The sequence below is a fragment of the Mucilaginibacter sp. BGA-UO-ETr-C110 genome (assembly GCF_059567985.1).
Genome location: NZ_JCAQPB010000002.1, coordinates 4,512,994 through 4,539,808, shown reverse-complemented (window position 1 = coordinate 4,539,808; position 26,815 = coordinate 4,512,994). Strand labels below are relative to the sequence as shown.

Sequence of the window (26,815 nt, the reverse complement as noted above, 5' to 3'; positions counted from 1 at the left end):
TTTTTGAATAAACTGAGTTGTTATAGCCGCTTGTTAATTAAGTTTATTGGTATTTGCTCTTAACCGTTATTTGATGTGCCGGGCTGTTTTTAAAGGCCCGTGGCATCAATGCCGGGGAACCTCTTCAGAAATAGCCGCGCCGACTTTTCTACTTTACCATTGTGCGTTCTTTTTGCTTTTTCGCGAGGCTCGGCAATGGGTAAACCATAATTTTTTAATTGTAAATTATGTAGCCCCCCAATTAATGCTTTAATTTCTCCTGACATAATTTCTATGATTTGGTTTTTTTATTAAAACTAATGGGGTGATGATGGAAACCCAAACTTTTTCGACTAACTGAGCCTACTATAAGACGAATACATAATTCAACGGGGTGTATGATTTATGACCGGTTAATATGTATTTAAACAGATATGATTATGGCTAAAATAGGATGTACAGAACCAGGAAGGTTAAAGGAGCCACATGCTTAAAACCAAAACAGCCGGCATAGTTTATCAATCATAAACCATACCGGCCGTTTAGGGGTAAAGCGGGGAACTACATGCAATCAGCACCTCTGCTGAAAGTTCCGCTTACTGAACCGTGAATAACGCTTGATTTTTCGGTAGTAGCGCCACCAGAAATTGATTCGCCGGCTTCTTTCAGCGCATCATTTTCTAATTTTTTTAATTTGGCATACAATTCTTCCGGAGTCAATTCGTCCAGATTCAGGCGGAAACTGTAAGTTCCTTTGTTTTCTTGTTTTTCTGACATAGCTTGAAAGTTTTAATTTTGAGTAAAGCTAAATGCCTGATACTTTGGGCTGAAACTTTTTCGACCAACTATGTGCTTTTGTATGCAAGAAGCATAGCCAATGGGTGACGAATGGAAATAAGGGATATTGGCGAGGATAGAGTAGTAAGCGCTGAAAAGACAATCGTTCAAAAAGGATGTCATGCTGAGCTCCGTTCGAAGTAGGATGGGCAAGCCTCTGCGCTTTACCCTTCGACGATTACAAAGAAAAAATTCCGGCCTGTTATGGGGCAGACGACTACCCAAAACAAAACGGCCGGCATAGTTTATCAATCATAAACCATACCGGCCGCTTACGGGTAAAGCAGGAAACTACATGTTGTCAGCGCCTCTGCTGAAAGTTCCGCTTACTGAGCCATGCACCACGCTTACGGGTGAAGTGCCTGTACCACCAGAAATTGATTCACCGGCATCTTTCAATGCATCATTTTCTAATTTTTTTAATTTAGCATACAATTCTTCCGGAGTTAATTCGTCCAGATTCAGGCGGAAACTGTAAGTTCCTTTGTTGTCTTGGTTTTCTGACATGGCTTTAAAGTTTTAATTTTTAGTAAAGCTAAGCGCCTGATAATTTGAGCTGAAACTTTTTCGACTAATGGATATCTCTTAAAGACGAATCCGTTTTAAACCATTACAATTTGATTTTTTACCAGGGAAGTTATAATTGTAAGATGTATTGAAAAATTAAATTTTATCCAAACAAAAAGCCTGACCTACCCCCGTAGATCAGGCTTTTTGTTTGAAAACCATCAACTCAGTCGGTAGTTGGTTTTGAAACGATGCTTTTGCTGAAAGTGCCGCCTACAGAACCGTGTATAACACTTGCCCTGGCATCAGTAGCAGCACCGCCAGAAATTGATTCGCCGGCTTCCATTAACGCGTCGTTCTGTAATTTTTTTAATTTGTCGAATAACTGCTCTGGAGTTAATTCATCAAGGTTCAGCCTGTAGCTGTAAGTACCTTTGGTTTCTTTGTTTTCTGACATAGCTTTAAGTTTTAATTTATGGTAAAGCTAAATGCCTGATGATTTGAAGGGAAACTTTTTCGACGAATCAGAGTGTCTTAAAGACCAATGTGTAACATTTGGCGAATGACCGGATATTTGGGATAAATGCGTTTTGAAATAGGCTCTGTATAAGGCTATTATAAAAACAAAACCCGATGCGCAATGATGAACACCGGGTTTTATTTTCAGAAGTAGCGCTACAATTACTGTGAAGCTGCCCTGCTGAAAGTGCCGCTTACAGAACCGTGAACCACACTTACAGAGCTCTGTTTGTCGGCTCCGCCTGCAATAGATTCACCTGCATCTATCAGCGCATCGTTTTGTAATTTTTTCAGTTTGTCGAATAACTGCTCCGGAGTTAATTCGTCAAGATTCAGCCTGAAGCTGTAGGATCCTTTTTTTTCTGACATGGCTTTAAAATTTAGTTTGTTTGTTATGATAAAACTAACCGGGTTGTGTTTTAAAGCGAAACTTTTTCGACCAATCAAAGCAGCATAAAGACTAATAGCGGCTTATACCTGTATGTATTCATGATCAAGGCCCGGATAAAAAGATAGCCTGGTCCGTAGATAAACAGATCAGGCCATCTTTTTTAGAAACGGTTTGTCTTTAGTTAGCTGCTCTGCTAAAAGTGCCGCTCACAGAACCATGAACTACGCTTACTGAACTTTGTTTGTCGGCTCCGCCTGCAATAGATTCACCGGCATCTATCAGCGCGTCGTTTTGTAATTTTTTCAGTTTGTCGAATAACTGCTCTGGAGTTAATTCGTCAAGATTCAGCCTGAAGCTGTAGGATCCTTTTTTTTCTGACATGGCTTTAAAATTTTAGTTTGTTTATGATAAAACTAATCGAGCCATCGGCCAAAGCGAAACTTTTTCGACTAACTGCGCCATCCTTCGGGCTAATGACCAATTATCGTGGATTTGCTTGCTTTAGAACCAGGGAGAGGGTGTTACCTTTTGAGAACCGGGATTTTAATTTATGCCCAAATTTTCGTATATTTATGTCAATACACAGCCCGGGCTCTTTTATAAGAGGTCCGGGCTGTTTGGTTAAAGGATAAATAGCCCCTAAAATAGACTGTTTTTTATGTAGTATATTGATTGTCAATAATTTAATACTTTTTAAACTTTCAAAAGCCACGTTAAAATTTGTTAAAAAGTGTTAAAATGAATGGTTTTGAATGAATTTTAAGTGGTTTTCGACTCGTTTTGTCCCATTTTTAAGCCTAAAAGTGTTAAAACTAAAGCTTTAAAAAGTTTCCCCCGGTGCTGCTCTGCGCCGGTCTTAACACTTGCCCATATAGTATATATACCGCTTCCATTTTATTGGTATTTACATGTAGTTCTTTTGGTAATGAAAGCCAGCTAACCCGCTCATTTTCATAAGCGGAGGGATTATGTCAATTAGTCACCCAAAGCCCTCAGTTGGTCGAAAAAATGAAGGTCTTAATTACATTCTTCGCTATAATTACATAAACAATACAGTAATTAATTAGAGTTAAACATAAAAAGATTGGTTAAAAAATTAAGGACGCTATGAAAAAGGACTTAAATCATTTTAAACAAACACTGGCTGCCCAGGATGATCAATTTATTTTGGATAATGAGGCTTTAACCACTATAAACGGGGGCGATAAAGAGTATAAACCGCTTTATCATGATCCGGAGAAAAAAAACATATGGAGCAAGAGTTCGGTAATTTTTGATCAGGACAATAACTATTATTCAAAATGAAAAAGAAAGACAAAAAATCAGCTGATGCCGAGAAAGACCTAAAGTCATCGGCAATTGAGCAGCTAAAACTCAAAGGAATTGAGCTGGAGGGTGGTGATACCATTTCCGGCGGATTTATTGAAACAATGGATACGGGCGGTCTTCCGGGCTTTATTGAGGTACACGTAGACAAATAAGCCGATGGTTTAAAATTAAACTTGAACATGGTTACTGATCCCTAAGCTAATGAATTTGAATACGCTCGTTTTAAAAGTAGCAAGCAGATGTAATCTGAATTGCACCTATTGCTACGTTTATAACCTGGGCGATTTAACTTATCAGGATCAGCCAAAATACATGTCGGCAAAGGTGGTTAACGCTATTTTGCAAAAGGTATCCCGGCACTGCGAAAAACATAATATCAGGAGCTTTCATTTTGTTTTTCATGGTGGTGAGCCCCTTCTGCAAAGCATGGAGTTTTTCTCGGGCTTTATTAACAAAGCCAGGGAGATCATTAAGCCTCAAACACACCTCCATTTTGCTGTTCAAACCAATGGGGTGCTTTTGACCAAAGAGTGGTGCGACTTTTTCTTGGAAGAAGCCATAACCATAGGCATCAGTTTAGATGGTTATGAGGAAATTCATGACAGCAAACGTGTTGATCATGCGGGCAAGGGATCATATCAAAAAGTTATTGCGGCCATTAACCTGGTTAATAGTTACCAGGGAAGGCTAAACCTGGGAATACTGACAGTTATTAATACCCGGGCAGATCCGGATAAGCTATATCAGCAAATAAAAGGGCTAAATATCAGGAGCTTTAATTTGCTTTTACCATATGCTTCCTGGGATGTTCCGCCGCCGGATTGGGTTAAAAGTAAAACCGTGTATGCCGACTGGTTGATCAAAGTTTTTGACCGCTGGTATTTTGATGATAAGCCTAAACCATCAATCCCAATATTTGAGCAAATACTGGGTTTGTGTATAGGTTTAAAGCAAAGTTCGCAATACTTTGGTGGTGAAAAGCTCGACTTTTTGATCATTGAAACTGATGGGAGTATTGAGGTTTCGGGCGCGTTAAAAGTATGCGGCCATGGCATGACCAAAGAAAATATGAATATTTTGGAAATGGACCTGGATAGCGCGTTACAGAATAATCAACTAAGCCTGCATTATAACAGTCACCAGGAATTGCCCTTTCCGTGTTGTAACTGTAAGGTTGTTAGTATTTGCGGAGGCGGTTTTTTGCCAAACCGGTATAGCGCGGTAAACGGGTTTAACAATAGGTCGGTTTACTGCCATGATTCGCTCAGGTTAATATGCCATATACATAATACACTGATGGACAGTTTGCCGCAAAAGGTTTTAAGTAAAGCAAAAAAGAACCTGCTTTCCTATGATCATGTTTTTAACGAGATACATTCAATGATGAGCTATTAAATAATAATGATGAAAAAGAAATTTAAATTTCACAAGCAGTTAGACCACATGGATTGCGGCCCCACTTGTTTAAAGATGATCGCATCATATTATGGGAAAGATTATTCATTAGACTTTTTAAGGGCTAACTCATTTATCACCCGCCAGGGGGTGAATTTGCTTGGTTTGAGCGAAGCTGCTGAAAAAATCGGTATAAAAACATTAGGTGTTAAGGTTACGATTAACCAATTAGTTGAGGATGTGCCGTTACCTTGTATTTTGCACTGGAACCAGGAGCACTTTGTTGTCCTGTATGATATCCAGTTAGCCAAAGATGGTATCCTTTCCAAGAAGAAAAAACTGAAATTTTTGATCGCCGATCCAGGGCATAATTTGATATCCATTGACCAAGCCACCTTTTCAAAGTTCTGGTTAAACACCGGCGACAAAAAAGGAGTAGCATTGATCCTGGAACCAACCATTGAATTCTATAATCAGGAGGAAAACCAGCAAACAAAATCAAGTGGCTTTAAATTCCTGTTTAAATATATAGCGCCATATAAAAAGTATGTGGTTCAGGTTATTATCGGGATGCTGTTGAGTAGCCTCATCGCCCTGATCTTCCCGTTCCTTACACAAAGTATGGTCGACTTTGGGATACAACGACATAATATAGATTTTATCTACCTGGTTCTTTTCTCCCAGCTCTTCCTGTTTGTAGGCGGGATGACGGTTGATATGATCAGAAACTGGATGTTGCTTCATATTAATACCCGGGTAAGCGTAACTATCATTTCCAATTTCCTGGTTAAACTCATGAAACTGCCTATCAGTTATTTTGAGTCGAAAAATGTTGGAGACATTACACAAAGGATCAATGATCACCACCGGATCGAAACGTTTTTAACGGGGTCAACTTTAAGTACGCTCTTTTCTATCATCAATATATTGATATTCTCGATCGTACTGGGTTCATACAATGTCAAGATCCTGGCCATTTTTGGTATTGGTAGTGCTATTTCTATTGCCTGGGTACTTCTCTTTCTGAAAAAACGTAAAGATTTGGATTATGTACGTTTTCAGCGGATGCGCGAAAATCAGAATACCATATATGAGCTGGTTACCAGCATGCAGGAGATCAAGCTAAACAATTGCGAAAGAACCAGAAGATGGGAATGGGAGCGTATACAGGCCAGGTTATTTAAGGTAAATATCCAAAGCTTGGCATTGGAGCAATACCAGGAGATAGGCTCGTCATTTGTTACCCAGCTTAAAAATATCCTGATATCGTCTACCGCTGCCTTTTTGGTGATCAACAATAGCATTTCGCTTGGGGTTATGCTCAGCATATCCTATGTAGTAGGGCAAATGAATAATCCGCTGAACCAGATTATTGGTTTTGTGCGGAGTGTTCAGGATGCTAAAATAAGTTTGGAGCGATTGAGCGAGATACATGATCAAAGTAATGAGGAGATCGATCTGTCGACCAAGGCCGGAAAGGTAAACAAGGAGCTGTATGAAATGAGCGAAAGTACCGACAATGTGATCAATAGCCAGGTGATCAACGGCAAAACTTATAATACCAAAAGAGGGATACACCTGGATAATGTTTCTTTCCAGTATGGGGGCTCGCAATCTGTAAAAGTTCTTAAAAATATCGACCTGTTTATTCCCGAGGGTAAGGTGACCGCGATAGTGGGCTCAAGCGGTAGCGGAAAAAGTACACTGCTGAAACTGCTGCTGAAGTTTTATCCACCTACAGAAGGCCAGATCACAGTGAACGAATCGGATATATTGGACCTGTCTGCAAGGGATTGGAGGAAAATTTGCGGAACCGTGATGCAGGAAGGCTATATTTTTTCGGATACTATATCGCGCAACATCGCGGCCAATGAGGATACTCCTAATGAAGAAATTTTACAACATGCCATTCATGTTGCCAACATTCAGGACTATATCAAAAAACTTCCGTTAGGGCTTACAACCAAAATAGGTAATACAGGCACTGGTATGAGCGGCGGCCAAAAGCAACGGATATTTATTGCAAGGGCCGTGTATAAACAACCTAAATACCTGTTTTTTGATGAGGCTACCAGCGCGCTTGATGCCAATAACGAAACGGTTATTATGCAAAACCTGCATGACTTTTTTAAGGGGCGAACCGTATTGGTTATTGCCCACAGGTTAAGTACCGTAAAAAATGCCGATCAGATTGTGGTAATGGAAAACGGAACTATCATTGAGGTGGGTAACCATTTGGAATTAGTACAAAAAAGAGGCAAATATTACGAGCTTGTTAAGAATCAATTAGAATTGGATGCTGCTTAAATTTTTTGATTATGCCAGATAGATTAGATTTTGTAGAACACAGTTACGAGGTTGAGGAAATTATAGGTAATGTACCTCCCTGGTTAATAAGATGGGGCATCATGATGTTTTTATTTGTTTTTGGCATAATTATTTTATGCTCAACAATAATAAGTTTCCCATCGATACTGCCGTCAACCGTGGTTATTGACGCCAAGAACCAACCTTTTAGGGTTAGCTGGCTAAAAGATGGCGCTGAGCTATATAAAACGGATATAAAAGATGGCCAGATGGTTAAACCCATGGATACCTTGTTAATTGAAACCAATTCGTCAGGTAAAATTACTTCGGTAATGACCAGCCCGGTGCTGGGTAAGGCCATTGTACTTAAAGGCTCCGAAGATAACCCTCGTAAAAATACCATTATTATCAATCCAACATTAGGGAACTATGAGGTACGGCTATATATAAAGGCAGAAAGGGTTGGCGAGGTATTACCTAATCAGAAAGTAATGATCAACCTGGCCGAATACTCTGCAGCTACATTTGGCCCCTTAGAAGGCAGGATAACCGAAATTATCAGGATCCCGGTACATGATAAATATATAGCAAAAGTAAAACTGATGGAGGGCTTAAAAACCATCAAGAATAAAACCATACCCTTAGCCAGCACGTTAACAGGTGATGGTTATATAGAGCTATCCAAGAAAAATATCTTTTTAAGGATATTCGGAAGCTTATTTGACAGGAACAGCTAAATCTCGTTAATAATAATAGTTATGCCTGCGGACGCGTACACGTTCGCAGGCTTTTTTATTATTTGGGATGCTGATAGTGATTAATTTTATACGGACTACCAGCAACCATATCATAACAGAAAAGCCTCATCAATTTGACGAGGCTTTTCTGTTATGTAAATTGATTAATATATTAATTTGGCGCACTCCATCCATCGCCCCAACCACTACCGCCAGTGTTTTTGGACTCTTTTAACAGCTTATCATATTTTACAGCTTGTTTAGTAGTTAAAACGGCTTTTATTTTGCTTATGGTAGCTGTACGAAGAGGTTTTATCGCAGCTAACATTTTGGTATTATCGCCATGCGCATCTGCTTTGATCTTATCAAATTTTTGGGAAGATCCCTCATATATTTTTTCAATCTTAGTGGTTTGCGTATTATTGAGCTTAAGCTCTTTTTGCAGTTCCTTAGCTTTTTCGGCCGGACTATTGGTACCCGGATGATTTTGGGCATTGCATGCTGTTGTTATCCCAACAAGGATAAAGCATGCTAATAAAAAAATTCTCATGGCTTAAAATTAGAGTTGATTGTCAATTATTTATCTAAATGTAATCTATTTAAACAATATATAAAAGCCGCAATGCCCCCGGTTGTTTTTATAAATATGATCTTTAATTCATTTTGGCGGTCATTGGCATACAAACCGGCGCAGCATGCTGCTTGTTTATGAAAGTTAACTTAGCCAATGGTATGGTTTGATAATGATCTTCACCCTCTGTAATATGCAGGAATTGATTGGGCATAACGTTTTTAAAATGTTGTACGGTATTACTGCCCGCCCATTTAATTTCAATATCATCTATCAATTTTGCCTGTCCTATGCCCATTTCCTGCCGCAAAGGCGAAGATCCAAAGCTCCCCCCTGAATTTACATCTTTATAAACACTCCGTTTAACCCCATTGTCGGTAAAGGTTAACTTAATATGACTACCTATAGCTGCTTTATTTGCCTTAACACCATTTAGTTTTAAACTTATCCAATTGTTATTGCTGAGGCTAGGATTCATATATAATGAACTGGTGTAGGAGTCACCAATGTAGGCGCCGCCCATTTCAATAAATATATCCTGGGTACCTGTATTTCTCAGGTCGGCAAATGCTACACCATGCCCTTTCTGCAGGTTACCGGTACGTGAAGATGTGGTAATATCGGCAAATCTTTTCCCCTCGATATTTCTGAAAAATTTATTGGGTACCAGCGATTTGAAGTCGGGGTTGCCTGTGCCAAAATACATATCAGGATATCCATCATTATCAATATCGCCAAAATTTCCTCCCATGCTGTAAACCACTTTATTTAAGCCAGTTTCTTTAGTTACATCGGTGAAGGTGCCATCGTGGTTGTTTTTATACAGGAAAATATTACCCGCTCCCGGAACCGGCGAACCTAAGGCTTCGGCCGCGCTATAGTACCCCAGGGCACGGTCAAACTGGTAGTCGGCTACCATAATGTCTTGCCAGCCATCATTATTATAATCATAAAACCAGGTGGTAAATGATCTTTCCCGATTGTTATCTATCCCGGATTTCGCGGTAACGTCTTCAAAATCAACAGCAGGGCCGGCTATTCCTTTGTTCTTTAATAAGAACTTTTTCCCATCCATAGTTGAAATGAATATGTCGGGGTATCCGTCATTATTATAGTCGGCAGAGGTAACACCTTTTACAAACGCGCTGATATTACAATGGGCAGCGGCAGAAATATTGGTAAATGTTCCGTCGTGATTATTGATATACAGGGCGCAGGCCGATGCGTTTTTTTCATAAATATTGGTTGAGCTTTCGGTACCCACAAATACATCAAGCCAACCATCGTTATTAAAATCGGCCCAGGTTGCAGTTTGTGTTGGGTGGAAAAAGAGCAAGCCGCTGGGTATGGTTACATCTGTAAAAGTACCATCGCCATTATTGCGCAGCAAAGAGCTGGGTTGATTGCCAAATCCATTAGTGAGCCAGGCGCCTCTCAGGATAAAAATGTCTGTATTACCATCATTGTTATAGTCTGTTTGCTGGATATTTAAGCCCCCGGTTATGCCTTTTAAACCACTTTGTTCGGTACGGTCGCTAAAGGTGCCGTCCTTGTTGTTTTGAAAATAATGCATGGGATCGCTCAGATCCCAGCCCGATGTGATAATGTCAAGGTATCCATCATTGTTAAAATCGTCAATAATAACCCCACCGGCCCGACCATTGATATTAAGCCCCAGGCTGCCGGCCATATCCGGAAAAGGCTTTACCTGGTTAGCAGTATCTGAATTTAAATTAGGTATCAGTAATTCTTTGGGTACTTTTTGCGGGTATTGGCCTAAGGTCATATAAGCGATATTGATCAACCATCTGGATTCCAAATCATCCGGTTTGTTTTTTAAGATGGTTTTATAAATTTCAATCGCTTTTTTTGAACCGGTTTGTATCTTATGAACGCCTTCATCTTTGATGGGATAAATACAGGATGATCCGTTATGGTTAAGCATACAATTACTACGCTCCCCTAAACGCATATAGGCTATGCCCAGGTCTGGCAGCATGTTATCGCCCAGCATAAAATCCATTTGATACAACAGGTTTTCATAAATCTTTACGGATTGCTCTTCTTTACCGGCTTTGAGCAAGAGGGATGCTTTTGCAGATAAAATGTATTGATTTTGATTATTGCCCGTCTTTTTAAGCAATGAATCATAAAAAGCAATTTTAGCCTCCTGGTTGAAGGGGTTGCCGGTACTGTAATTCTGCTTGTTAATTTTTTGAAGTATCCGGATCATTTCATCATGTGATGAGTCTTGACGGCATGCTATTATTATAGCGCAGAGTAACAAGACAGATAATACGCAGATTGTTAACCTTTTCATCATATTTATGGGGTTTACCTGCAAGTTCCCGTTAAGGATAGTTAACCGCAGGTATATATTAATATTGGGTTAATGCATAGACTGTTTTCGCATTCCTGATTAAATTGGGCGGAACATACTATTGCTCGAACAGATGTAGTTTTAAATGATGCGATAAATTGGATTAGATGAGGAAATGCGCTGCATTCATTTTAGGAGGTTGCTCTGGAATGTCTTTTTGCTGATAGATCAATTGTTGAACAGGTTGTTCAATGTTTTGGGACAGGCTTTTTACAGGACAATAAAAATCAAATTGTACAAAGCAAAAGTTCAGGTTGTCCTGTAAAATTGATTTGCCATACGGAACGTGGTCTTTCTGGGGGATTGGCATGCCCTGCATACCTTTCGCCTTTAGGATATTTTCGGATGATAAATGAGTGGTTTCATAATTAGGAATGCACATTAAGTACATAGCATTCCGTGTAAGCCTCATTTTTACGTAGTTATAATTGTTGTTTTCAAACTGGATTTGTCCGCTTATGTTTTCAAAACGGTTCCAATCTCTAATGCCTGGTAAATTAACAGGAATAGTTACTTCTGTCAGGTCTTCTACATTGTAAAAGCCTTTGCGTATCTGTTCGGTGAATAATTTGTCGGTTTTATAAACTAAATATTGATGTAAGGCCAATTGCCCACCAATATTAAAAAGGTGCAGAAAGAGTATGAATATAGCAATTTTCTTCTTCAATGGCTAAGAGGTTCAATGAGTTAATGTATAAAAATAAGTTTTTTTATTAAGGATATGTATAACAAGAGGCATTTTCATGATAATTATGGGTTTACCAAGGTAATTGTCGAGAAAAGGAGGGATGGCCTGATAAGAATGCTCATCAAATTAAATAATCAGGTCCATATTTTTAAAGTATATTTATATACGCATATACCCGATCAAATGAAACCTAAAATAATATTGTTGATCATATTTTATACCCTGATGGTGTTCCGGGTATGCGGTCAACAGCCTGGTCGCGAGATTCAGATCAATATAGATACGCTTTTAAATGCCCGGCCGGTAACTACGTTTACACATGGCAAGTTGGTAACCTGGAGCAAGGGTATCGATGGTGATGGACAGGGTGATGGCTACCTCACAATGGCAGCGGCCCTGTTTAATAAGGATAAGGATCCGCACGCGTTACCAGATCATCCGGGGATAGAAGCCACGCCGGAGCATCCGTCAATTACATTGCACTATAAAAATAACGCCGGTACCGGTTACCAGGCCCATTTTGTTTCGGGCGAAGGTAGTTTTGGATTTTACGTGCCACCCAAAAGATATATGGGTATGTATCTGAGCATGACCAGCGCCGAAGGGGGCTCGCAATTACAAATAGAATTAACATATAAAGACGGGGTAGCAGTAAAAGATTTCTGGCTGCCTGATTATTATAATGACATTATTGCCAGGGACACCAGTTTAAGTTACGTGGTACATGACCTGGCTAAGTGGGATAATAAAAACAACATGGCAGAGCATAACCATCATAATATTGATGCCTTGAACATTTATCCCGATCCGCGACGGGTTTTACTGCATATTAAAGTTAAAAAGGGGACTGCCGGATATCTTTTATTTTGGGCTGCTACCGGAGTGCCCGTTAAATAAAATTCTATTTAACTAATACCAGGTTAATTGTAAAGCGTTTATAAAACAATCAATTATTACAATAAATTTGCAGCAAAATTAACGGAGTTTATATTTTGCTTTAAAATGCGTTTAATTGCCTGGTGTTTCCTGCTTTTATTATGGAGTTGTTCGGCCGTGTTTGCACAGCAGGACTCGGTAATTGCTGGTAATACTATTAAGCGATCTATACACCAGGGTGGTAACTCGCTGCTTGACTCTGTAGCTGCAGCTATGCAGTCCCGTAAGATTTTTGTAGCCGATTCCATAGCCATGCGTTACATACATGCACCCGACTCGGCAACCACACGGGAATTTGCGGATAGTTTATTTGCTCATGCTTTATATAGAGGCTATGGATTTTTAGATATTCCTTTAAAATCAAAAGACCTGGTGAGGGATGGGCACAACCGTCCACTGCGTGATCCCTGGATAATCATCATTATAGTTAGTTTGCTTTTGTATACAGCCGCACTTAACATCGCCTTAAATAAGGATGTGGCTTATGTGCTGCAATCGTTTTACAGTAAGCGTGTACTTTCGCAAGCAGGTAAAGAGGAAGGTTTTGTAAGCTCATGGGCTTTTTTGGGCCTTTTTTTACTGTTTTGTTTAACTTGTGGTTTATTCCTGTATCAGCTTGCCGCTTATAAAGGCGTTTATTATGTAGTGAGCGGTACACGTTTATATGTGTCGCTTACGGTTATTATAATAGTGTTGTTTGCCTTAAAGTTCCTGGCCCTTAAGTTTTTGGGATTTGTTTTTGATATGAACCGCCTGGTAAGCGAATACCTGAATATATTGCATCTTACCTACTTTAACTTAGCATTTATATTTTTACCGGTTGTAGTTTGTTTTAGCTTACTTGGCAATCGTTATGTTCCGGCTTTATTGGACGTTACGCTTATAATAACGGTGATTATATTTGTATGGCAATACCTCCGGAGCAGCGTAAATATAATTTCTACTTTTCGATTTCATAAGTTTTATTTATTTACGTATCTTTGTGCCCTCGAAATTTGCCCCGTTTTAATTTTGATAAAGGCATTGAATATTAGAATTTAGGTAGTTTTAAACGAATTGATTTGGAAGACAGAAAGAAAAAGGTTAAAAGTATATTAGTTACTTTATCAAAACCCGAAAACGATAAGAATCCGTATGCAGAACTGGCTAAAAAGCTAAACCTGAAAATTGACTTCAGATCTTTCATTCACGTTGAAGGCGTTCCTGCAAAAGATTTTAGAAAGGAAAAAATAAACCTGAGCGATTTTACCGCGGTTATTTTTACCAGCCGTAACTCAGCCGATCATTTTTTTCGCATTTGCGAAGAGATGCGCTTTGAGGTACCTGTGGAGATGAAATATTTCTGTCTTTCAGAAACTATTGCTCTTTATCTGCAAAAGTATATTCAATATCGTAAGCGTAAAATATTTTTTGGCAAACAAACCGCTGCCGATCTGGCTGAGGTGCTCAAAAAACATTCGGCCGAAAAATTCCTTTACCCATGTTCAGACGTTGCGGCAGAAGAAACACAACGTTTCCTGTTGGAGAATGGTTACAACTTTACACCAGCTGTATTGTTCCGCACCGTTTGCAGCGATCTTTCTGACCTGGCCGACGTGTTTTATGATGTGATCGCGTTTTTCAGTCCGTCAAGCATCCAGTCGTTATATAAAAACTTTCCCGATTTTAAACAAAACAACACCCGCATAGCAGCTTTTGGTGCCACAACACACAAAGCAGTGCTCGAAGCAGGTCTGATCCTGGATATCCCGGCGCCAACCCCAGCTGCCCCATCCATGACAATGGCCATTGAGCAATATGTTAAACTGGTAAACAAATAAATAATTTAGAAATTTATTGACCCCTGTTGCAACTTTTTGTGAAAAGTTAGCGTATTAATGCCAACTAATTCACATTATTGTAATTGGTTTTTTGCCTCTATACGATGTAATAACTTGTCGTTAAAATAACGCGAAGGACATCTATTGACTTTATTTTAGGTTAAAAAAATGTTTTTTAGGTTTGTTAGCGCAAATTTTTGATATATTCGGGGGGCTCATAATGTTATAGTTTATATAACTGAATTTGTTTAAAAATGAAGCATATCTACTTTTTAATAGTTGTTTTGGCGGGCGGGTTATTGAGCGGTTGCAGTAAAGGAGGCGATAGAGGGGAGGTTACCGGTATCCCGCAACGCTCGTTCAGGTCCGAAGTGCCTTATGGTATGGTTTATATACCCGGCGGAACCTTCCTGATGGGACAAACCGATCAGGACGTAACCTTTGCGCAGATAGCGCAAACCAAGCAGGTTACCATAGCTCCTTTCTTTATGGATCAAACCGAAACCACCAATAGCCAGTACAAGCAGTTTGTTTACTGGGTACGTGATTCCATAGCTATTACCAATTACGCTAACGATAATAAGTACTACATTCAACCTAAAGGTGCTGGTGCCAATGCCAATAATAATAACGGCAAAAAATTCATTAACTGGGATTATGTAAAAAAGAATCCTGTTTGGAGTAATAAAAAAGGGCAGGCCAGTAATGCTTCAAAATTACAGGGTATGTATTACCAGGGCGACGACCGCGTTTTTGATCGTAATGAAATAGATGTACGTATATTAAAGTATAACTACTCCATTATGGTACTGCGTGATGCTGCCAATTATAAAAACGATAAATCTAAAAGGCGTTCTGATTTCATTTTACGTGATACCGTAGCTGTTTATCCGGATACCCTGGTTTGGTTGAGCGATTTTTCATACGCCGCCAACGAGCCTATGGTTGAAGGTTATTTTTCGCATCCGGCTTTCCGTAACTACCCGGTAGTTGGTGTAACCTGGCGCCAGGCAAGAGCATACACCGTATGGCGTACCCGTTATAATGATGCTTATAAAGATTCACGCCGCTTACCGCACCGTTTACCTTACAGTTTGCCTTCCGAAGCTCAATTTGAATATGCAGCACGTGGTGGCAGGATCGGTACCGATTATCCATGGGGCGGCCCTTATATTAAAAATGCCAAAGGCTGTTTACTGGCCAACTTTAAACCTGGTCGTGGTAACTATACAGATGATGGCGGAGCTTATACCGTAAATGTGCGCTCATATTTCCCTAACGATTACGGCTTATATAATATGGCAGGTAACGTAGCTGAGTGGACATCATCAACTTATGACGAATCAGCCTCATCATTTGTGCATGATCTTGCACCAACATTTAATTACGAAGCTAAATCAACCGATCCGGAAGTACTGAAACGTAAGGTTGTGCGCGGCGGATCATGGAAAGATATCGGATATTTTCTTCAAAATGCGACCCGTACTTATGAATACCAGGACACCGCGAAATCATACATTGGTTTCCGTTGTGTAACTGATTATTTGGGCCGCGATATTAAAGACAAACGATAAACAAAACTAATTAATAAACATCTACACAAATTATTTCTGAATTATTATGGCAGGGAAGAAAAAACCTTATGGAATAGGAAATGTGATATCATGGGGAGCTACAGTAGTAATCATCGGCTTGTTGTTTAAAATACAGCATTGGCCAATGGCATCTACCTTTATAACCATAGGATTAGGTATGGAAGCTTTCCTATTTTTCTTATTGGGTTTCCAGAGAGAAGATAAGGATATTGACTGGGTACGTGTTTACCCGGAATTAAGCGAAGATTTTAGCGGCGAATTACCAAAAGCAACTACCAGACCAGTAATTAGTAACTCATCAAATACACAGGCCCTGGATAAAATGCTGGAGGATGCTAAAATAGGTCCGGAACTGGTACGCAGCCTGGGCGACGGTTTAAGAACTTTTGGTGACAAAGTTGCCGCTATATCAAGAGTAACTGATGCCGGTGAGGCTACTATTGCTTTTACTGATAAGGTAAAAACGGCATCTGCAAGCTATGATAAGTTAAGCAACGCTTTTGATAAGGCCTCAACCAATTTAGCAGAATTAGCCAATTCAAACGTTGATTCAAAGGCATACCATGAGCAGGTAACCAAATTAGGTAGAAACCTGTCTGAATTGAACGCTGTTTATGAATTGGAACTGCAGGATTCAAGCGCTCATTTAAAATCAATGAATAACTTTTATAAAAATCTGTCTTTAACCATGAACAATTTCAATGAGTCGTTAGATGATTCGAAACAGTTTAAGGAAGAAGTGGGGCGTTTAGCTAAAAACCTGGCATCGTTAAATTCGGTGTATGGTAATATGCTTACTGCAATGAACCAGCCACGTGTTAATTAATATAATTAATAGATTTTTATACAAGCTAATATTTATATAGATGGCCGGAGGTAAGGAAACCCCAAGACAGCGAATGATAGGCATACTATACCTGGTGCTTTTAGGCTTAATAGCGCTTAATGTACCCGATAGCTTGTTAGACGCGTTTAAAAATATAACAAGTAGTTTAGACCAGTCACGTCAAAATGTAACTACCAGTTTACAGAGCACTTATTCGGCATTTGAAGCTACCAAAGGAAAAGAGCAGCCCGAAAAGGCACAGCGATTGGAAGCCCAGGCCAAAGCAGCAAGTAAAACTGCTGACGAATTGAATGGATACATTGAAGAATTAAAAGCCGAGTTAATTAAAAGAGGTGGAGGTATTAATACAGAGACAGGCGACGTAGACGCCAGAGAAAGTCTTGATATATCACCCGAGGTAATGATCAATGCTAAAAAGGCGGATGTATTGAAAGAAAAGATTGAAAGTACCCGTGCACATTTACTGCAAATATTAGGTAAGGATAGTACAGGTGTTAATTTTTCTTTAAACGCCATTGCAACTAAAGGTAAAACGTGGCAGCAGGCCTATTTTGGTGACGGCATTCCATTGGGTGCTGCTTTAACCACCCTGGCCAAGATCCAGGCGGATAATAAAAATGCGGAGAACGAAGTGGTGAAAAAGATATTAGGTAAAATCGATCAGGCACAGGTAACCTTAAATCAGTTTAAGGCTGTTGCTGTTGCACCAAGCAGTTATGTTTTGGCCGGTCAGCAGTACAAAGCTGAGATCTACTTAACTGCGTATGATAAAAACTCTAATCCAGCTATTACCGTAGGTGGCTCAAGCATACCTACTACTGATGGCGTTGGTACCTATACTACTACAGCAAGTGGTGAAGGATTACATACATGGACAGGTAGTTTATCGGTAAAACAGGTAGAAGGTCCGCCTAAAGTATATCCTATTTCTGCTACCTACATGGTGGCTAAACCATCTGCCGTGGTATCGCCCGATAAAATGAACGTATTATATATTGGTGTACCAAACCCGCTTTCGGTATCGGCGCCTGGTGTGCCTACATCTAGTTTACATATAGGCTCATCTGGTGGTGCATCTATAAGTGGTAGCGGCGGTCATTATATTGCCACTGTACACAGCATAGGCACTACAACCATTACGGTAACCGGCGATAAGGGCATGGTTTTAGGTTCATCATTATTTCGTATTAAACGTATTCCTGATCCTAAACCACAATTTGCCGGCAAAAGTGGTGGTAATACCAGTGCTGCAAACTTAAGAGCGCAGGACCGGGTATTTGCCAAATTAGAGAATTTTGATTTTGATGCTAAATTTAACGTAACGCGTTTTACACTGCTTGTTGTAAAGCCCCGCCAGGATGCCATTATATATTCAAGCAGCGGTGCTGAGTTAACAAGCGCTATGCGTTCAGCAATGAATACTGTTACACCGGGTACTACTGTTGTATTTAAGGATATTATTGCAGTTGGCCCTGATGGAACACCGAGAGGACTTGACCCGATTGTAATATCCGCAAATTAAAGGCGTATGAAAAAGAAAATTTTGGTAGCTGTACTTTGCTTAGTGTGCGTTTCGGCAGCATTTGCCCAGAAACGCCCGGCTAAAAAACGTACCAGGAAACCTGCAACTACCACTCAGCAACAACCAGTACAGCAACAGCCAACACAGCTGCAACCACAGCAATCCAGCCAGCAGGATAATGTGGCGAGCCAGCCTCCTGTTGCCGATACTTCAAAGCGTAAAGCATTTGACCCCAACAAGCCTTTTGAAAGACCACTTGATGGGTATTACAAAAAAAACAACATCCTGAATGCCAAGGTTACCCCTTTACCAAACCTGCGTGAAAATGATGTGGTTTTTGCTAAACGTGTTTGGCGCGAAATTGATGTTCGTGAAAAAATGAATCAATACCTGGCTTCACCAAAAAGCAGGCTGATTGATGTTCTTTTGAATGCCATTGCCGCAGGTGAGTTAACCGCCTATGATCCAAGCCCTACAAAGGATGATCCGGGAGGCGATGCTTTTACTGTTCCGCTTTCTTCGGGGGGCGCCAAATCAAAAATGGCAGATAGTTCGGTAGTTGATAAGTTTGATAAAGACGGTAATAAAATAGGATCATCTTTACAGGCCGGTGAATTTAACCCCGATAGCGTAGTGAAATTCCGCATCAAAGAAGACTGGGTTTTTGACAAGCAGCGCTCGGTATTTGAACCACGCATTATTGGTATAGCTCCATTGATCAAACCAAAAGCAGGTACTCTTGACCTGGATTATCAGCCCGCATTTTGGGTGTATTTTCCGGAAGCAAGACCAATTTTTGCTACTAAAGAAGTTGCCAGTCGTAACAGTGATGCGACAGGCCTCAGCTTTGACGATGTTTTTATGAAGAGGATCTTCACCAGCTACATTGTTAAAGAAAGTAATGATAAGGACGAACGCATAAAAGATTACGCACAGGGTATTGATAAGCTTTACGAATCAGAACGGATCAAAAAATCGTTGATGGATTGGGAGCTTAACCTCTGGTCATACTAACCAATTACCAACCTAAATTTTAAAGCCAGAATTCAGAGCCTGCGGGTATTGAGTTTTGGCTTTTTTGTTTAATAAGGCCTTTCTTAAAAGTTGTCATCCTGAGGTACGAAGGATCTTCTTCAACATGCTTGTTGAATAACAGATGCTTCGCTACGGCTACCCATGTCTGCCCGATGTCATTGCGAGGAGGAACGACGAAGCAATCTCCTCGCGTGCCTCTGCTTGAGATGAGATTGCCACGCTGCGCTCGCAATGACATATTCTTTATATCAGCATGACAAAGTAAGGAGTATTTTGACTTTTTAATTTTGACTTGCCGTAAAATATCCTAAAATAGCTTTGGCCTGTTTCAGGTTCACTACTTCCAGCAACATTTCTTCATTCGCCTCACGGATCTTCTTTACCGATTTAAAGTATTTCAGCAGCTTTTCGGCAGTAGTTTTGCCTATGCCATCTATCAGTTCCAGTTCGGTGGCCAGGGTGCCTTTATCGCGGATCTTCCGGTGAAAGGTGATGCCAAAACGATGTGCCTCATCGCGCAGGTGTTGGATCACTTTTAGTGTTTCTGATTTTTTATCCAGGTACATTGGGTACTGGTCATTAGGATAATACAACTCCTCCAGGCGCTTGGCTATACCTATAACGGTTACTTGTTTATCAATACCCAATAGCTTCAGACTGTGCATAGCCGATGATAGCTGACCCTTGCCTCCATCAATAATAATGAGTTGAGGTAGTTCGGTACCTTCATCCAGCATGCGGCGGTAACGGCGGTGTACGGCTTCTTCCATGGTGGCAAAGTCATTCGGCCCTTCTACGGTTTTTACATGAAAGTGCCGGTAGTCTTTCTTGGATGGCTTTCCATCCTTAAATACAACGATGGCCGATACCGGGTATTTACCCTGAAAGTTGGAGTTATCAAAACACTCAATATGGCGGGGCAGCTGGTTCATCCGCAGATCTTTCATCATTTGTGTAAGCAAACGTTCTGTACGGATCTCGGGATTCAGTTTTTCGTACTGGTCTATCTTTTCTTTTTTAAAGAAGAGTACATTCTTTTGCGAAAGATCGAGCAGTTTTTTCTTTTCGCCCAGTTTGGGTACTGTGAACTTAATCCCGGGGTGATCTTCCAGATCAATACCAAAAGGCACAATGATCTCTTTAGAATCACTGTTATAACGACTCCTGAACTCGGATATGGCCAGGGTTAGTAACTCCTCATCGCTCTCATCCAGGCGCTTTTTAAGCTCGATGGTTTGCGTTTGGATGATGGTGCCGTTCATCACTTTTAAAAAGTTAACAAAGGCTATTTTATCTTCAGATGCGATGCTAAAAACATCCACATCTGTTATAGATGAATTTACAACGGTTGATTTGCTCTGGTAGTTCTCCAGCAACTCGAACTTCCGCTTTAAGCGATGGGCAAGCTCGTAGTTATACTCAGCAACCGCGGTTTCCATTTCGCCCTTAAGACGACGTAGTACGGCTCCTATTTTACCGTTCAGGATGTCTTTGATCTCCTCAATGCCATTATCATAATCATCCTCGGTCTGGTAGTTTTGGCATGGCCCCTTACAGTTGCCCAGTTGGTATTCCAGGCAAACCTTAAACTTACCTTTATCGATGTTTTCGCGGGTAAGTTGCAGGTTGCAGGTGCGTAAGGGGTAGGTTTCCTTAATAAGCCCCAGGATATTATGCATCATGCTCACCGAAGCATAAGGGCCCAGGTATTTTGAACCGTCTTTAACAATGCGACGGGTCCAGAAAATACGGGGATAGTTCTCGTTCTTGATGATGATCCAGGGGTAGGTTTTATCATCCTTAAGCATCACATTGTAGCGGGGCTGATGCTTCTTGATCATGCTGTTCTCCAGCAGCCAGGCATCCACCTCGGTATCAACAATAGTAAAGGTGATGTTGCGTATCTTGGATACCAAAACCCGGGTTTTGGCATTTACATGTATGTCCTGGTTAAAGTATGAACCTACGCGGTTGCGCAGGTCTTTAGCTTTACCTATATATATCAATTCCTGCTCACTATCCCAATATTGATAAACACCTGGTTTGTGAGGTATATTTTTTAATGCCGCCCTGTAATCAAACTTCTCCACGGTATTTTCTCGTTTGTTAGGTATTACGTTGTATGTGATACGTTTTACGTTGAATAAAACCTATTGATCAATGCCAATCAACGTAAAACATATAGCGTTAAACTTACAACGTTATTAAAATCCTAATTTTTTATCAACTTCGGTTGTACCCTGCTGTTGCTGGTTGTATTGGTTGCAATCCATTACTATGCTTACGCCGTTTTTGGGTGCGTCAAAGTCGACATTCTTCTTGATGCCTAAGGCGGCGTTGGCGTATACCTTTTTCATGTAGAACGCAAATATAGGCAGTGCACTGTTTGCACCTTCACCCAATCGGGTCGACTGGAATGCGATGTCCCGATCTTCACAGCCTGTCCATAAACCGGTAACCAGTTGTGGCGTAATGCCAATAAACCAGCCATCAGAGTTATTTTGGGTAGTGCCGGTTTTACCTCCTATCGGGTTGCTAAGACCATATTTATATTGTAAGCGGGAGCCCGTGCCATCCTGAATTACACCTTTAAGCATATAAGTCATCACATAAGCGGTTTGCGGGTTCATGGCCTGCACTACTTTTGGAGTATGTGTATATAAAACGTTCCCGTTTTTATCTTCAATACGTAATATATAGGTAGGCTCTGTCCAAAGACCATGATTAGCGAATACCGAATAGGCTGCAGTCATTTCAAATACCGAAGCATCAAATGTACCCAGGCAAATAGAAGGATAAGGCGGCACCGCGCTGGTAACCCCCATTTTTTTGATCAGCTCCACAACAGGTTCGGGTTTAACCTCACCCATTACGTGTGCGGTTACCCAGTTTTGCGAGTGTGCCAAAGCCTGGCGCAGGGTAATAAAGCCGGGTATAGTTTCAGATGGAGATGAGCGCGGACACCAAGGACCGCTGCCATATCCCCTGATAGTATCAGGTACATTATTGATCTTCATGCAAGGGGAGTAACCATTATCAATAGCCACCGCATAGGTAAACGGTTTGGCCGTTGAACCTACCTGCCGTGTACCATTTTTTACCTGATCATATTTAAAATGCTCAAAGTTGGTACCGCCTACCCAGGCTTTAACATAGCCTGTAGTTGGGTCCATACTCATCAAGGCGTTACGAAGCAGCATTTTACAATACACAATAGAGTCGATAGGTTTCATCAGCGTGTCGATGTCGCCATGCCAGGTAAACAGGTTTAGCTTGTCTGGGGTGTTAAAGTTGGTGGTGATATCCTCATCACTCATTCCCTGGGCTTTCAACTGCTTGTACCTGTCTGATTTGAGCATACCCTGCTGTATCAGCAGTTTATAATTGTGAATGCTTTTGGACAGGTTTTTTCCACGCCAGTGATCATTAAACTGTACCTGCAGATCGCGCATATATTGCTGCTGGGCCTCCTCGGCGTATTGCTGCATGGTAGCGTCAATAGTGGTGTATATTTTCAGGCCATCGCGGTCAAGATCATAAGGTGTACCGTCTGACCGGTTAATGTTTTGCTCTTTAAACAGTTTTTGCAGCTCTTTTTTAAGTACCGACCTGAAATAAGGTGCCGGGCCATCAAAGTGGTTGTTCGGGTGAAAATCGAGTCCAAGCGGTTTTTGTTTGTACTCATCGGCCTGGGCCTGGTTCAAATCACCTTTTTCAACCATACGATTGAGCACCAGGTTACGGCGTCTCAGCGCGTTTTCAGGATGACGGATGGGCGAGTAGATACCAGGTCCGTTAACCATACCAATCAATAATGCTGCCTGATCTGGTGTAAGCTTGTCAGGCGTAGTATTAAAGTAAGTACGTGCTGCCGACTTAATGCCATAAGTATTATAGGCGCCAAAATCAACCGTGTTGAGATACATCGTCAGGATCTCCTCTTTGGTATAATGGCGTTCCAGCTTAACAGCGGTTACCCATTCCTGCATTTTTTGAATAACGCGTTTAAATGGATTGGCTGCTCTTTCTGAGAACAGGTTTAATGCCAGTTGCTGTGTAATAGTACTGCCACCCTGCTTTTGTCCGATCAGTAAATGCAGAAAAATGGTAAAGCTCCGGCCAAAGTCAATACCGGAATGGTCAAAAAAGCGCTTATCCTCTGTAGCTACCAGCGCGTTAACTACGTTGGGTGATAGCCCTGCATAAGTTACGTTGGAGCGGTTTTGTATATAATAGGTACCTAATACCTTTTTATCGGCCGATAATACTTCGGATGCCTGGTTGCTCTTGGGATTTTCCAGATCACGGAAGGAAGGTAGCTGACCAAATACATCAAAAATAGTAAGCGCTATCATCAATCCTACAAATACAAAACCCGCTATTACGGTGCGCCATATGTACCAATTGTATCGTCTTATATCCTGTTGCGTTAGCTTGGGCTTAGTGGTTCTCATTTGAATAATTTTTCTGGTAATAGTCAATATAACTATCCACCGTTTTTTGATCGGCTAATTTATCCAGATTTTCCTTGGTAATGATAAAAAAACTGTATTTATCCTTAGGAACCTTCATAATATCCGGCAATACCGGGATAATGCTCTTGGCATATTTCCGGGCATCGCTCAGGCTAAAAAAGCGACCAATGTAAATGATCTGGTTATCTGGCCCGGCGTTTACCAACTCGTGTTTAAAACCATAACCAAAAAAACGGATGCGGTTAAATTGTCCTATCCCAAAACGTGAAGATGCCAGGTTAGTTGTACCCGAAGTTACATTTATAGCAAAATAATAATGTGAGCTATCGCGCTTTGAAAATATCTGGGCAATATTTTGTGCCACAATAACGGGCGGAGCCACCGTTGTGTTAACGCTATCCGGGTTAGCCTTGTTGGCTTGCTGCAGCACGTATGCGGGTTGTTGTATATGAGTATCGCTTAGTTTACCCTGTGGTGCGTTTAGCTGGGTACTGATCTTTGTTGTTACTGAAGCCAATCCGTTCAGAGGCGCATTTACCGGGTGACGGTATTCTGGTGCCTGCGGCGATGGTATATAGGTTTTCCGATACTCCGTTTGTTTTTGATAGGCCACAGGAGGGGTGAACGGGATCTCGTTAGGATCTTCGTTATTCAATACTACCGGACGATTGGCCACTTCGGCCAGGTTGGCATTAATGTAGGCCAGGTGTTGCTGGGCCAGCGGGGTTATTAATACATCATCCGGATATTTTTCAACTATTTGCTTCATATCGGCCATAAATGGAGGCAATTTTTCCTGGTGCCCCGCGGCTATGGCTTTTAAATAAAATAACTGTGCCGAGAAACGATTGTCCGGGTATCTTTTTAACAGATCGTCTGCACTGCTGATCACCTGGGCGTATTGTTTTTGTTCATACAGGTCATATACCTGGTTATAGAATATGTTAAACCCGGCATTGGCATCATTCAGTTTTTTGCTGTATTCCGGATCAAGAATTATTTTGGCGAACGCGGTTTGCGGATACTCTTTCAGGATGCGGTTTTTGTACATGTCAGACTTGGCGGCATCAATATCCGTATACAAACGATACAGATTATAATATATAGCAGGCTTATCCGGGTTATCCGGGAAACGGGCCAACATTTTTTCAAACGCGGCTATTGCCTCTTTTTTATCTTCCAGCACATCGCGGTACAGGTTGCCCAGATCAAGGTAGGCATTGTAGATACGGATATTGGACTGACTAAGCAGATCGGGCGTCAATGGCAGATCGTGAATGAGGTCTTGTTTATAGATGACGTTTCTTAACGAATCGGCCGCTTTACCGGTAACACCCGCGAGTTTGTCTGTAGTTGTGTTCGGTCCAGCAGGTCCGGCGCTTGTAGGTAAACCACTGTTAGAGCGTTTGCTGCGGCGCCAGTTGTCTTCCAGCTTACGGTTTCCCCATTGGCGCTTGAAGGCGGTATATCCCTGACTTACCGCGGCATTATTATAAAAATAGAAGGAGCTTACTACGTTTTGCCCGTTTTGACCATTTTGCCCGGGCTGGCGGTTTAGACCATTTTGCTGCGATTGCGCGTCGGGGTTATTTAAGGTAAAACTATTGCTGAACGGATCACCGTTGTTGGCACTGGCCGCTGCTGCCGCTGCCTCGGCCGCTGCTGCTTTTTCCTGAGCTGCTTTACGGGCAACCATGGCATCAATATGCACCATGCGTGTTTTTTCGTCAAGGGCGGCTAACATTTGCAGGGTATCCTCGCGGGCTATAGTTTGCAGTAGATCGGTCAGTAGCTGCAGGTTGTTGCTCTTTTTAACGATAAGCTGATAACCCGGGTAACTGGGCGACAGGTAGGTAAGGGTACTATCGTAATATAATTTAGCGCCCTCATAATTGGCCTTGTTCTTGAAATCGATATCGGCAATGCGCAGATACGATACACCACGCTGATTTTGGTTTTTAGTGCTGTGGCGTACCGATAGCTTATAGTTCTTGATGGCGTTATCAATATCGCCAGTGGAGTAATATTGCTGCCCGATGTGGTAGTATATCTGGTCAAAGAAATCGATATTATCGTGATTCTTTAATAGTTTACGCAGCTGGTCTAGCTTACTTAATTTAATACCATTGCGGTTATCCTGTATCCGGATGCGGTTTAAATTGGCATTAAAGGCCATCTCGAACGAGGCATTGCTTTGCACAATACGGGTATAACTATCATAAGCATCGGCTGGTTTTAAGTTAAGCTCCTGTAGTTGGGCCAAAATAAAAATCCAGCGCAGCTTTAGCCTGCTTACCGAGCTGAATTGTATGGCCTGTTTGGCATCTTCCTCGGCTTCGGCATAATTTTGCGTGTTGATGTTGTACTGCATGCGGGTTGCATACACATCGGCAGTAAAACTTTTACCCGGTTTTTTAGGGTTGATGTTTTGTACCGCCGAATCAATCACAAGTTTGGCTTTTGGGAGGTTGTTAAGATATAAAAGCGAACGTCCTTCCCAAACCATAGCCTCCTGGGCCAGGGGGAAATTATTCCCAAACGAACGCACCACGTAGCTAAAATATTCTACAGCATCAAAATAGCTGCCCTCTAAAAAGCGGGCTTTGCCCAAAACCAGGTAGGCATTGCCAATGTAATGGCTTTGCTCTTTGATGTTGATAATGGTATTGGCCTTGGTAATAGCCAGCTCCATATCCTTGTCCGGCGAACCGCTCTGGCTGGAAGTATCGGGGTAAACATTCAGTAATTCGGTATAAGCATCAGGGAAGGATGCAGCAAAGCTTTCCTGCTTGCGCCGCAGCAACTCGTTGGCATTAAACAGGATATTGTAATGCGCGGTAAGGTTTTGCATAGAGCGGTTAAGGCCGCTTTGTTTTTCGAGCGAACACCCCGCGATAGTGATAATAAGGGCAAACAGTAAAAATTTACTGTTTTTATACATGGAA

General features: G+C 41.2%; 24 protein-coding genes. 12 read left to right on the top strand and 12 right to left on the bottom strand.

Translation table 11 applies throughout. The features are described from left to right. Positions 1-89: 89 nt before the first annotated feature. The 6 genes from AC57BQ_RS19575 to AC57BQ_RS19550 all read right to left on the bottom strand — a co-directional run bounded on the left by AC57BQ_RS19575 (position 90) and on the right by AC57BQ_RS19550 (position 2,614). Positions 90-266, bottom strand: coding sequence for a hypothetical protein (locus tag AC57BQ_RS19575; protein ID WP_496407866.1), 177 nt, complete (start codon positions 264-266; stop codon positions 90-92). Between the two features lie 274 nt (positions 267-540). Then, a complete protein-coding gene (locus AC57BQ_RS19570; protein WP_090472579.1) occupies positions 541-756 on the bottom strand; it encodes a hypothetical protein in 216 nt (71 codons plus the stop codon). Positions 757-1,107: 351 nt separating this feature from the next. Further along, positions 1,108-1,323: a hypothetical protein gene (locus AC57BQ_RS19565; protein WP_496407865.1), complete on the bottom strand. Its 216-nt coding sequence runs from the start codon at positions 1,321-1,323 to the stop codon at positions 1,108-1,110. A gap of 226 nt (positions 1,324-1,549) precedes the next feature. Next, the gene (locus tag AC57BQ_RS19560) at positions 1,550-1,780 is read right to left on the bottom strand and encodes a hypothetical protein (RefSeq protein WP_496407864.1); all 231 of its coding nucleotides are present in this window, start codon (positions 1,778-1,780) and stop codon (positions 1,550-1,552) included. A gap of 224 nt (positions 1,781-2,004) precedes the next feature. Further along, positions 2,005-2,211 (bottom strand): hypothetical protein, encoded by a 207-nt coding sequence (locus AC57BQ_RS19555; protein ID WP_496407863.1) that lies wholly within the window; start codon positions 2,209-2,211, stop codon positions 2,005-2,007. Positions 2,212-2,410: 199 nt separating this feature from the next. Further along, positions 2,411-2,614 carry a hypothetical protein gene (locus AC57BQ_RS19550; protein ID WP_166090748.1) on the bottom strand — a complete coding sequence of 68 codons (204 nt, stop codon included), beginning with the start codon at positions 2,612-2,614 and terminating at the stop codon, positions 2,411-2,413. Positions 2,615-3,340: 726 nt separating this feature from the next. Between AC57BQ_RS19550 and AC57BQ_RS19545 the strand changes: the two genes are divergently transcribed. The 5 genes from AC57BQ_RS19545 to AC57BQ_RS19525 are packed head-to-tail and all read left to right on the top strand — an operon-like array spanning position 3,341 to position 8,001. Continuing rightward, positions 3,341-3,538, top strand: a complete 198-nt coding sequence (locus AC57BQ_RS19545; RefSeq protein ID WP_496407862.1) for a hypothetical protein — start codon at positions 3,341-3,343, stop codon at positions 3,536-3,538. Continuing rightward, a complete protein-coding gene (locus tag AC57BQ_RS19540) occupies positions 3,535-3,714 on the top strand; it encodes a hypothetical protein (protein ID WP_496407861.1) in 180 nt (59 codons plus the stop codon). Before AC57BQ_RS19545 ends, AC57BQ_RS19540 begins: the two co-directional genes overlap by 4 nt. 49 nt (positions 3,715-3,763) lie before the next feature. Further along, on the top strand, positions 3,764-4,957 hold the full coding sequence (locus AC57BQ_RS19535) for a radical SAM protein (RefSeq protein ID WP_496407860.1): 1,194 nt from the start codon (positions 3,764-3,766) through the stop codon (positions 4,955-4,957). A gap of 6 nt (positions 4,958-4,963) precedes the next feature. Continuing rightward, positions 4,964-7,264 (top strand): peptidase domain-containing ABC transporter, encoded by a 2,301-nt coding sequence (locus AC57BQ_RS19530; protein ID WP_496407859.1) that lies wholly within the window; start codon positions 4,964-4,966, stop codon positions 7,262-7,264. A gap of 11 nt (positions 7,265-7,275) precedes the next feature. Continuing rightward, positions 7,276-8,001, top strand: coding sequence for a hypothetical protein (locus AC57BQ_RS19525; protein ID WP_496407858.1), 726 nt, complete (start codon positions 7,276-7,278; stop codon positions 7,999-8,001). Between the two features lie 172 nt (positions 8,002-8,173). Here AC57BQ_RS19525 and AC57BQ_RS19520 read toward each other — a convergent pair whose 3' ends face one another. The 3 genes from AC57BQ_RS19520 to AC57BQ_RS19510 all read right to left on the bottom strand — a co-directional run bounded on the left by AC57BQ_RS19520 (position 8,174) and on the right by AC57BQ_RS19510 (position 11,619). Next, positions 8,174-8,551, bottom strand: a complete 378-nt coding sequence (locus tag AC57BQ_RS19520) for a hypothetical protein (RefSeq protein WP_496407857.1) — start codon at positions 8,549-8,551, stop codon at positions 8,174-8,176. A gap of 103 nt (positions 8,552-8,654) precedes the next feature. Then, complete coding sequence (locus AC57BQ_RS19515) at positions 8,655-10,805, bottom strand: CRTAC1 family protein (RefSeq protein WP_496407856.1); 2,151 nt, start codon at positions 10,803-10,805, stop codon at positions 8,655-8,657. A gap of 250 nt (positions 10,806-11,055) precedes the next feature. Continuing rightward, complete coding sequence (locus AC57BQ_RS19510) at positions 11,056-11,619, bottom strand: hypothetical protein (RefSeq protein ID WP_496407855.1); 564 nt, start codon at positions 11,617-11,619, stop codon at positions 11,056-11,058. Between the two features lie 204 nt (positions 11,620-11,823). Here AC57BQ_RS19510 and AC57BQ_RS19505 point away from each other — a divergent pair, with 204 nt between their 5' ends. The 7 genes from AC57BQ_RS19505 to porN all read left to right on the top strand — a co-directional run bounded on the left by AC57BQ_RS19505 (position 11,824) and on the right by porN (position 19,374). After that, positions 11,824-12,537 (top strand): hypothetical protein, encoded by a 714-nt coding sequence (locus AC57BQ_RS19505; protein ID WP_496407854.1) that lies wholly within the window; start codon positions 11,824-11,826, stop codon positions 12,535-12,537. Between the two features lie 105 nt (positions 12,538-12,642). Further along, a complete protein-coding gene (locus AC57BQ_RS19500; RefSeq protein WP_496407853.1) occupies positions 12,643-13,617 on the top strand; it encodes a DUF4271 domain-containing protein in 975 nt (324 codons plus the stop codon). Positions 13,618-13,631: 14 nt separating this feature from the next. Next, the gene (locus tag AC57BQ_RS19495) at positions 13,632-14,396 is read left to right on the top strand and encodes a uroporphyrinogen-III synthase (protein WP_076376218.1); all 765 of its coding nucleotides are present in this window, start codon (positions 13,632-13,634) and stop codon (positions 14,394-14,396) included. 254 nt (positions 14,397-14,650) lie between these two features. Further along, entirely contained in the window at positions 14,651-15,970 is a 1,320-nt protein-coding gene (porK, locus tag AC57BQ_RS19490; RefSeq protein WP_496407852.1) for a T9SS ring complex lipoprotein PorK/GldK, read from the top strand. Between the two features lie 46 nt (positions 15,971-16,016). Next, positions 16,017-16,817, top strand: a complete 801-nt coding sequence (gene porL, locus AC57BQ_RS19485; RefSeq protein ID WP_496407851.1) for a type IX secretion system motor protein PorL/GldL — start codon at positions 16,017-16,019, stop codon at positions 16,815-16,817. A gap of 40 nt (positions 16,818-16,857) precedes the next feature. After that, positions 16,858-18,360 (top strand): type IX secretion system motor protein PorM/GldM, encoded by a 1,503-nt coding sequence (gene porM, locus AC57BQ_RS19480; RefSeq protein ID WP_496407850.1) that lies wholly within the window; start codon positions 16,858-16,860, stop codon positions 18,358-18,360. Between the two features lie 6 nt (positions 18,361-18,366). Continuing rightward, positions 18,367-19,374, top strand: coding sequence for a type IX secretion system ring subunit PorN/GldN (porN, locus tag AC57BQ_RS19475; RefSeq protein ID WP_496407849.1), 1,008 nt, complete (start codon positions 18,367-18,369; stop codon positions 19,372-19,374). Between the two features lie 302 nt (positions 19,375-19,676). Here porN and uvrC read toward each other — a convergent pair whose 3' ends face one another. The 3 genes from uvrC to porW form a co-directional block, all read right to left on the bottom strand. After that, positions 19,677-21,485, bottom strand: coding sequence for an excinuclease ABC subunit UvrC (gene uvrC / locus AC57BQ_RS19470; protein WP_496407848.1), 1,809 nt, complete (start codon positions 21,483-21,485; stop codon positions 19,677-19,679). 114 nt (positions 21,486-21,599) lie between these two features. Then, on the bottom strand, positions 21,600-23,849 hold the full coding sequence (locus tag AC57BQ_RS19465) for a penicillin-binding protein 1A (RefSeq protein ID WP_496407847.1): 2,250 nt from the start codon (positions 23,847-23,849) through the stop codon (positions 21,600-21,602). Further along, entirely contained in the window at positions 23,836-26,811 is a 2,976-nt protein-coding gene (gene porW, locus AC57BQ_RS19460; protein ID WP_496407846.1) for a type IX secretion system periplasmic lipoprotein PorW/SprE, read from the bottom strand. The genes AC57BQ_RS19465 and porW overlap by 14 nt, the downstream gene beginning before the upstream one ends. Between the last annotated feature and the right edge of the window lie 4 nt (positions 26,812-26,815).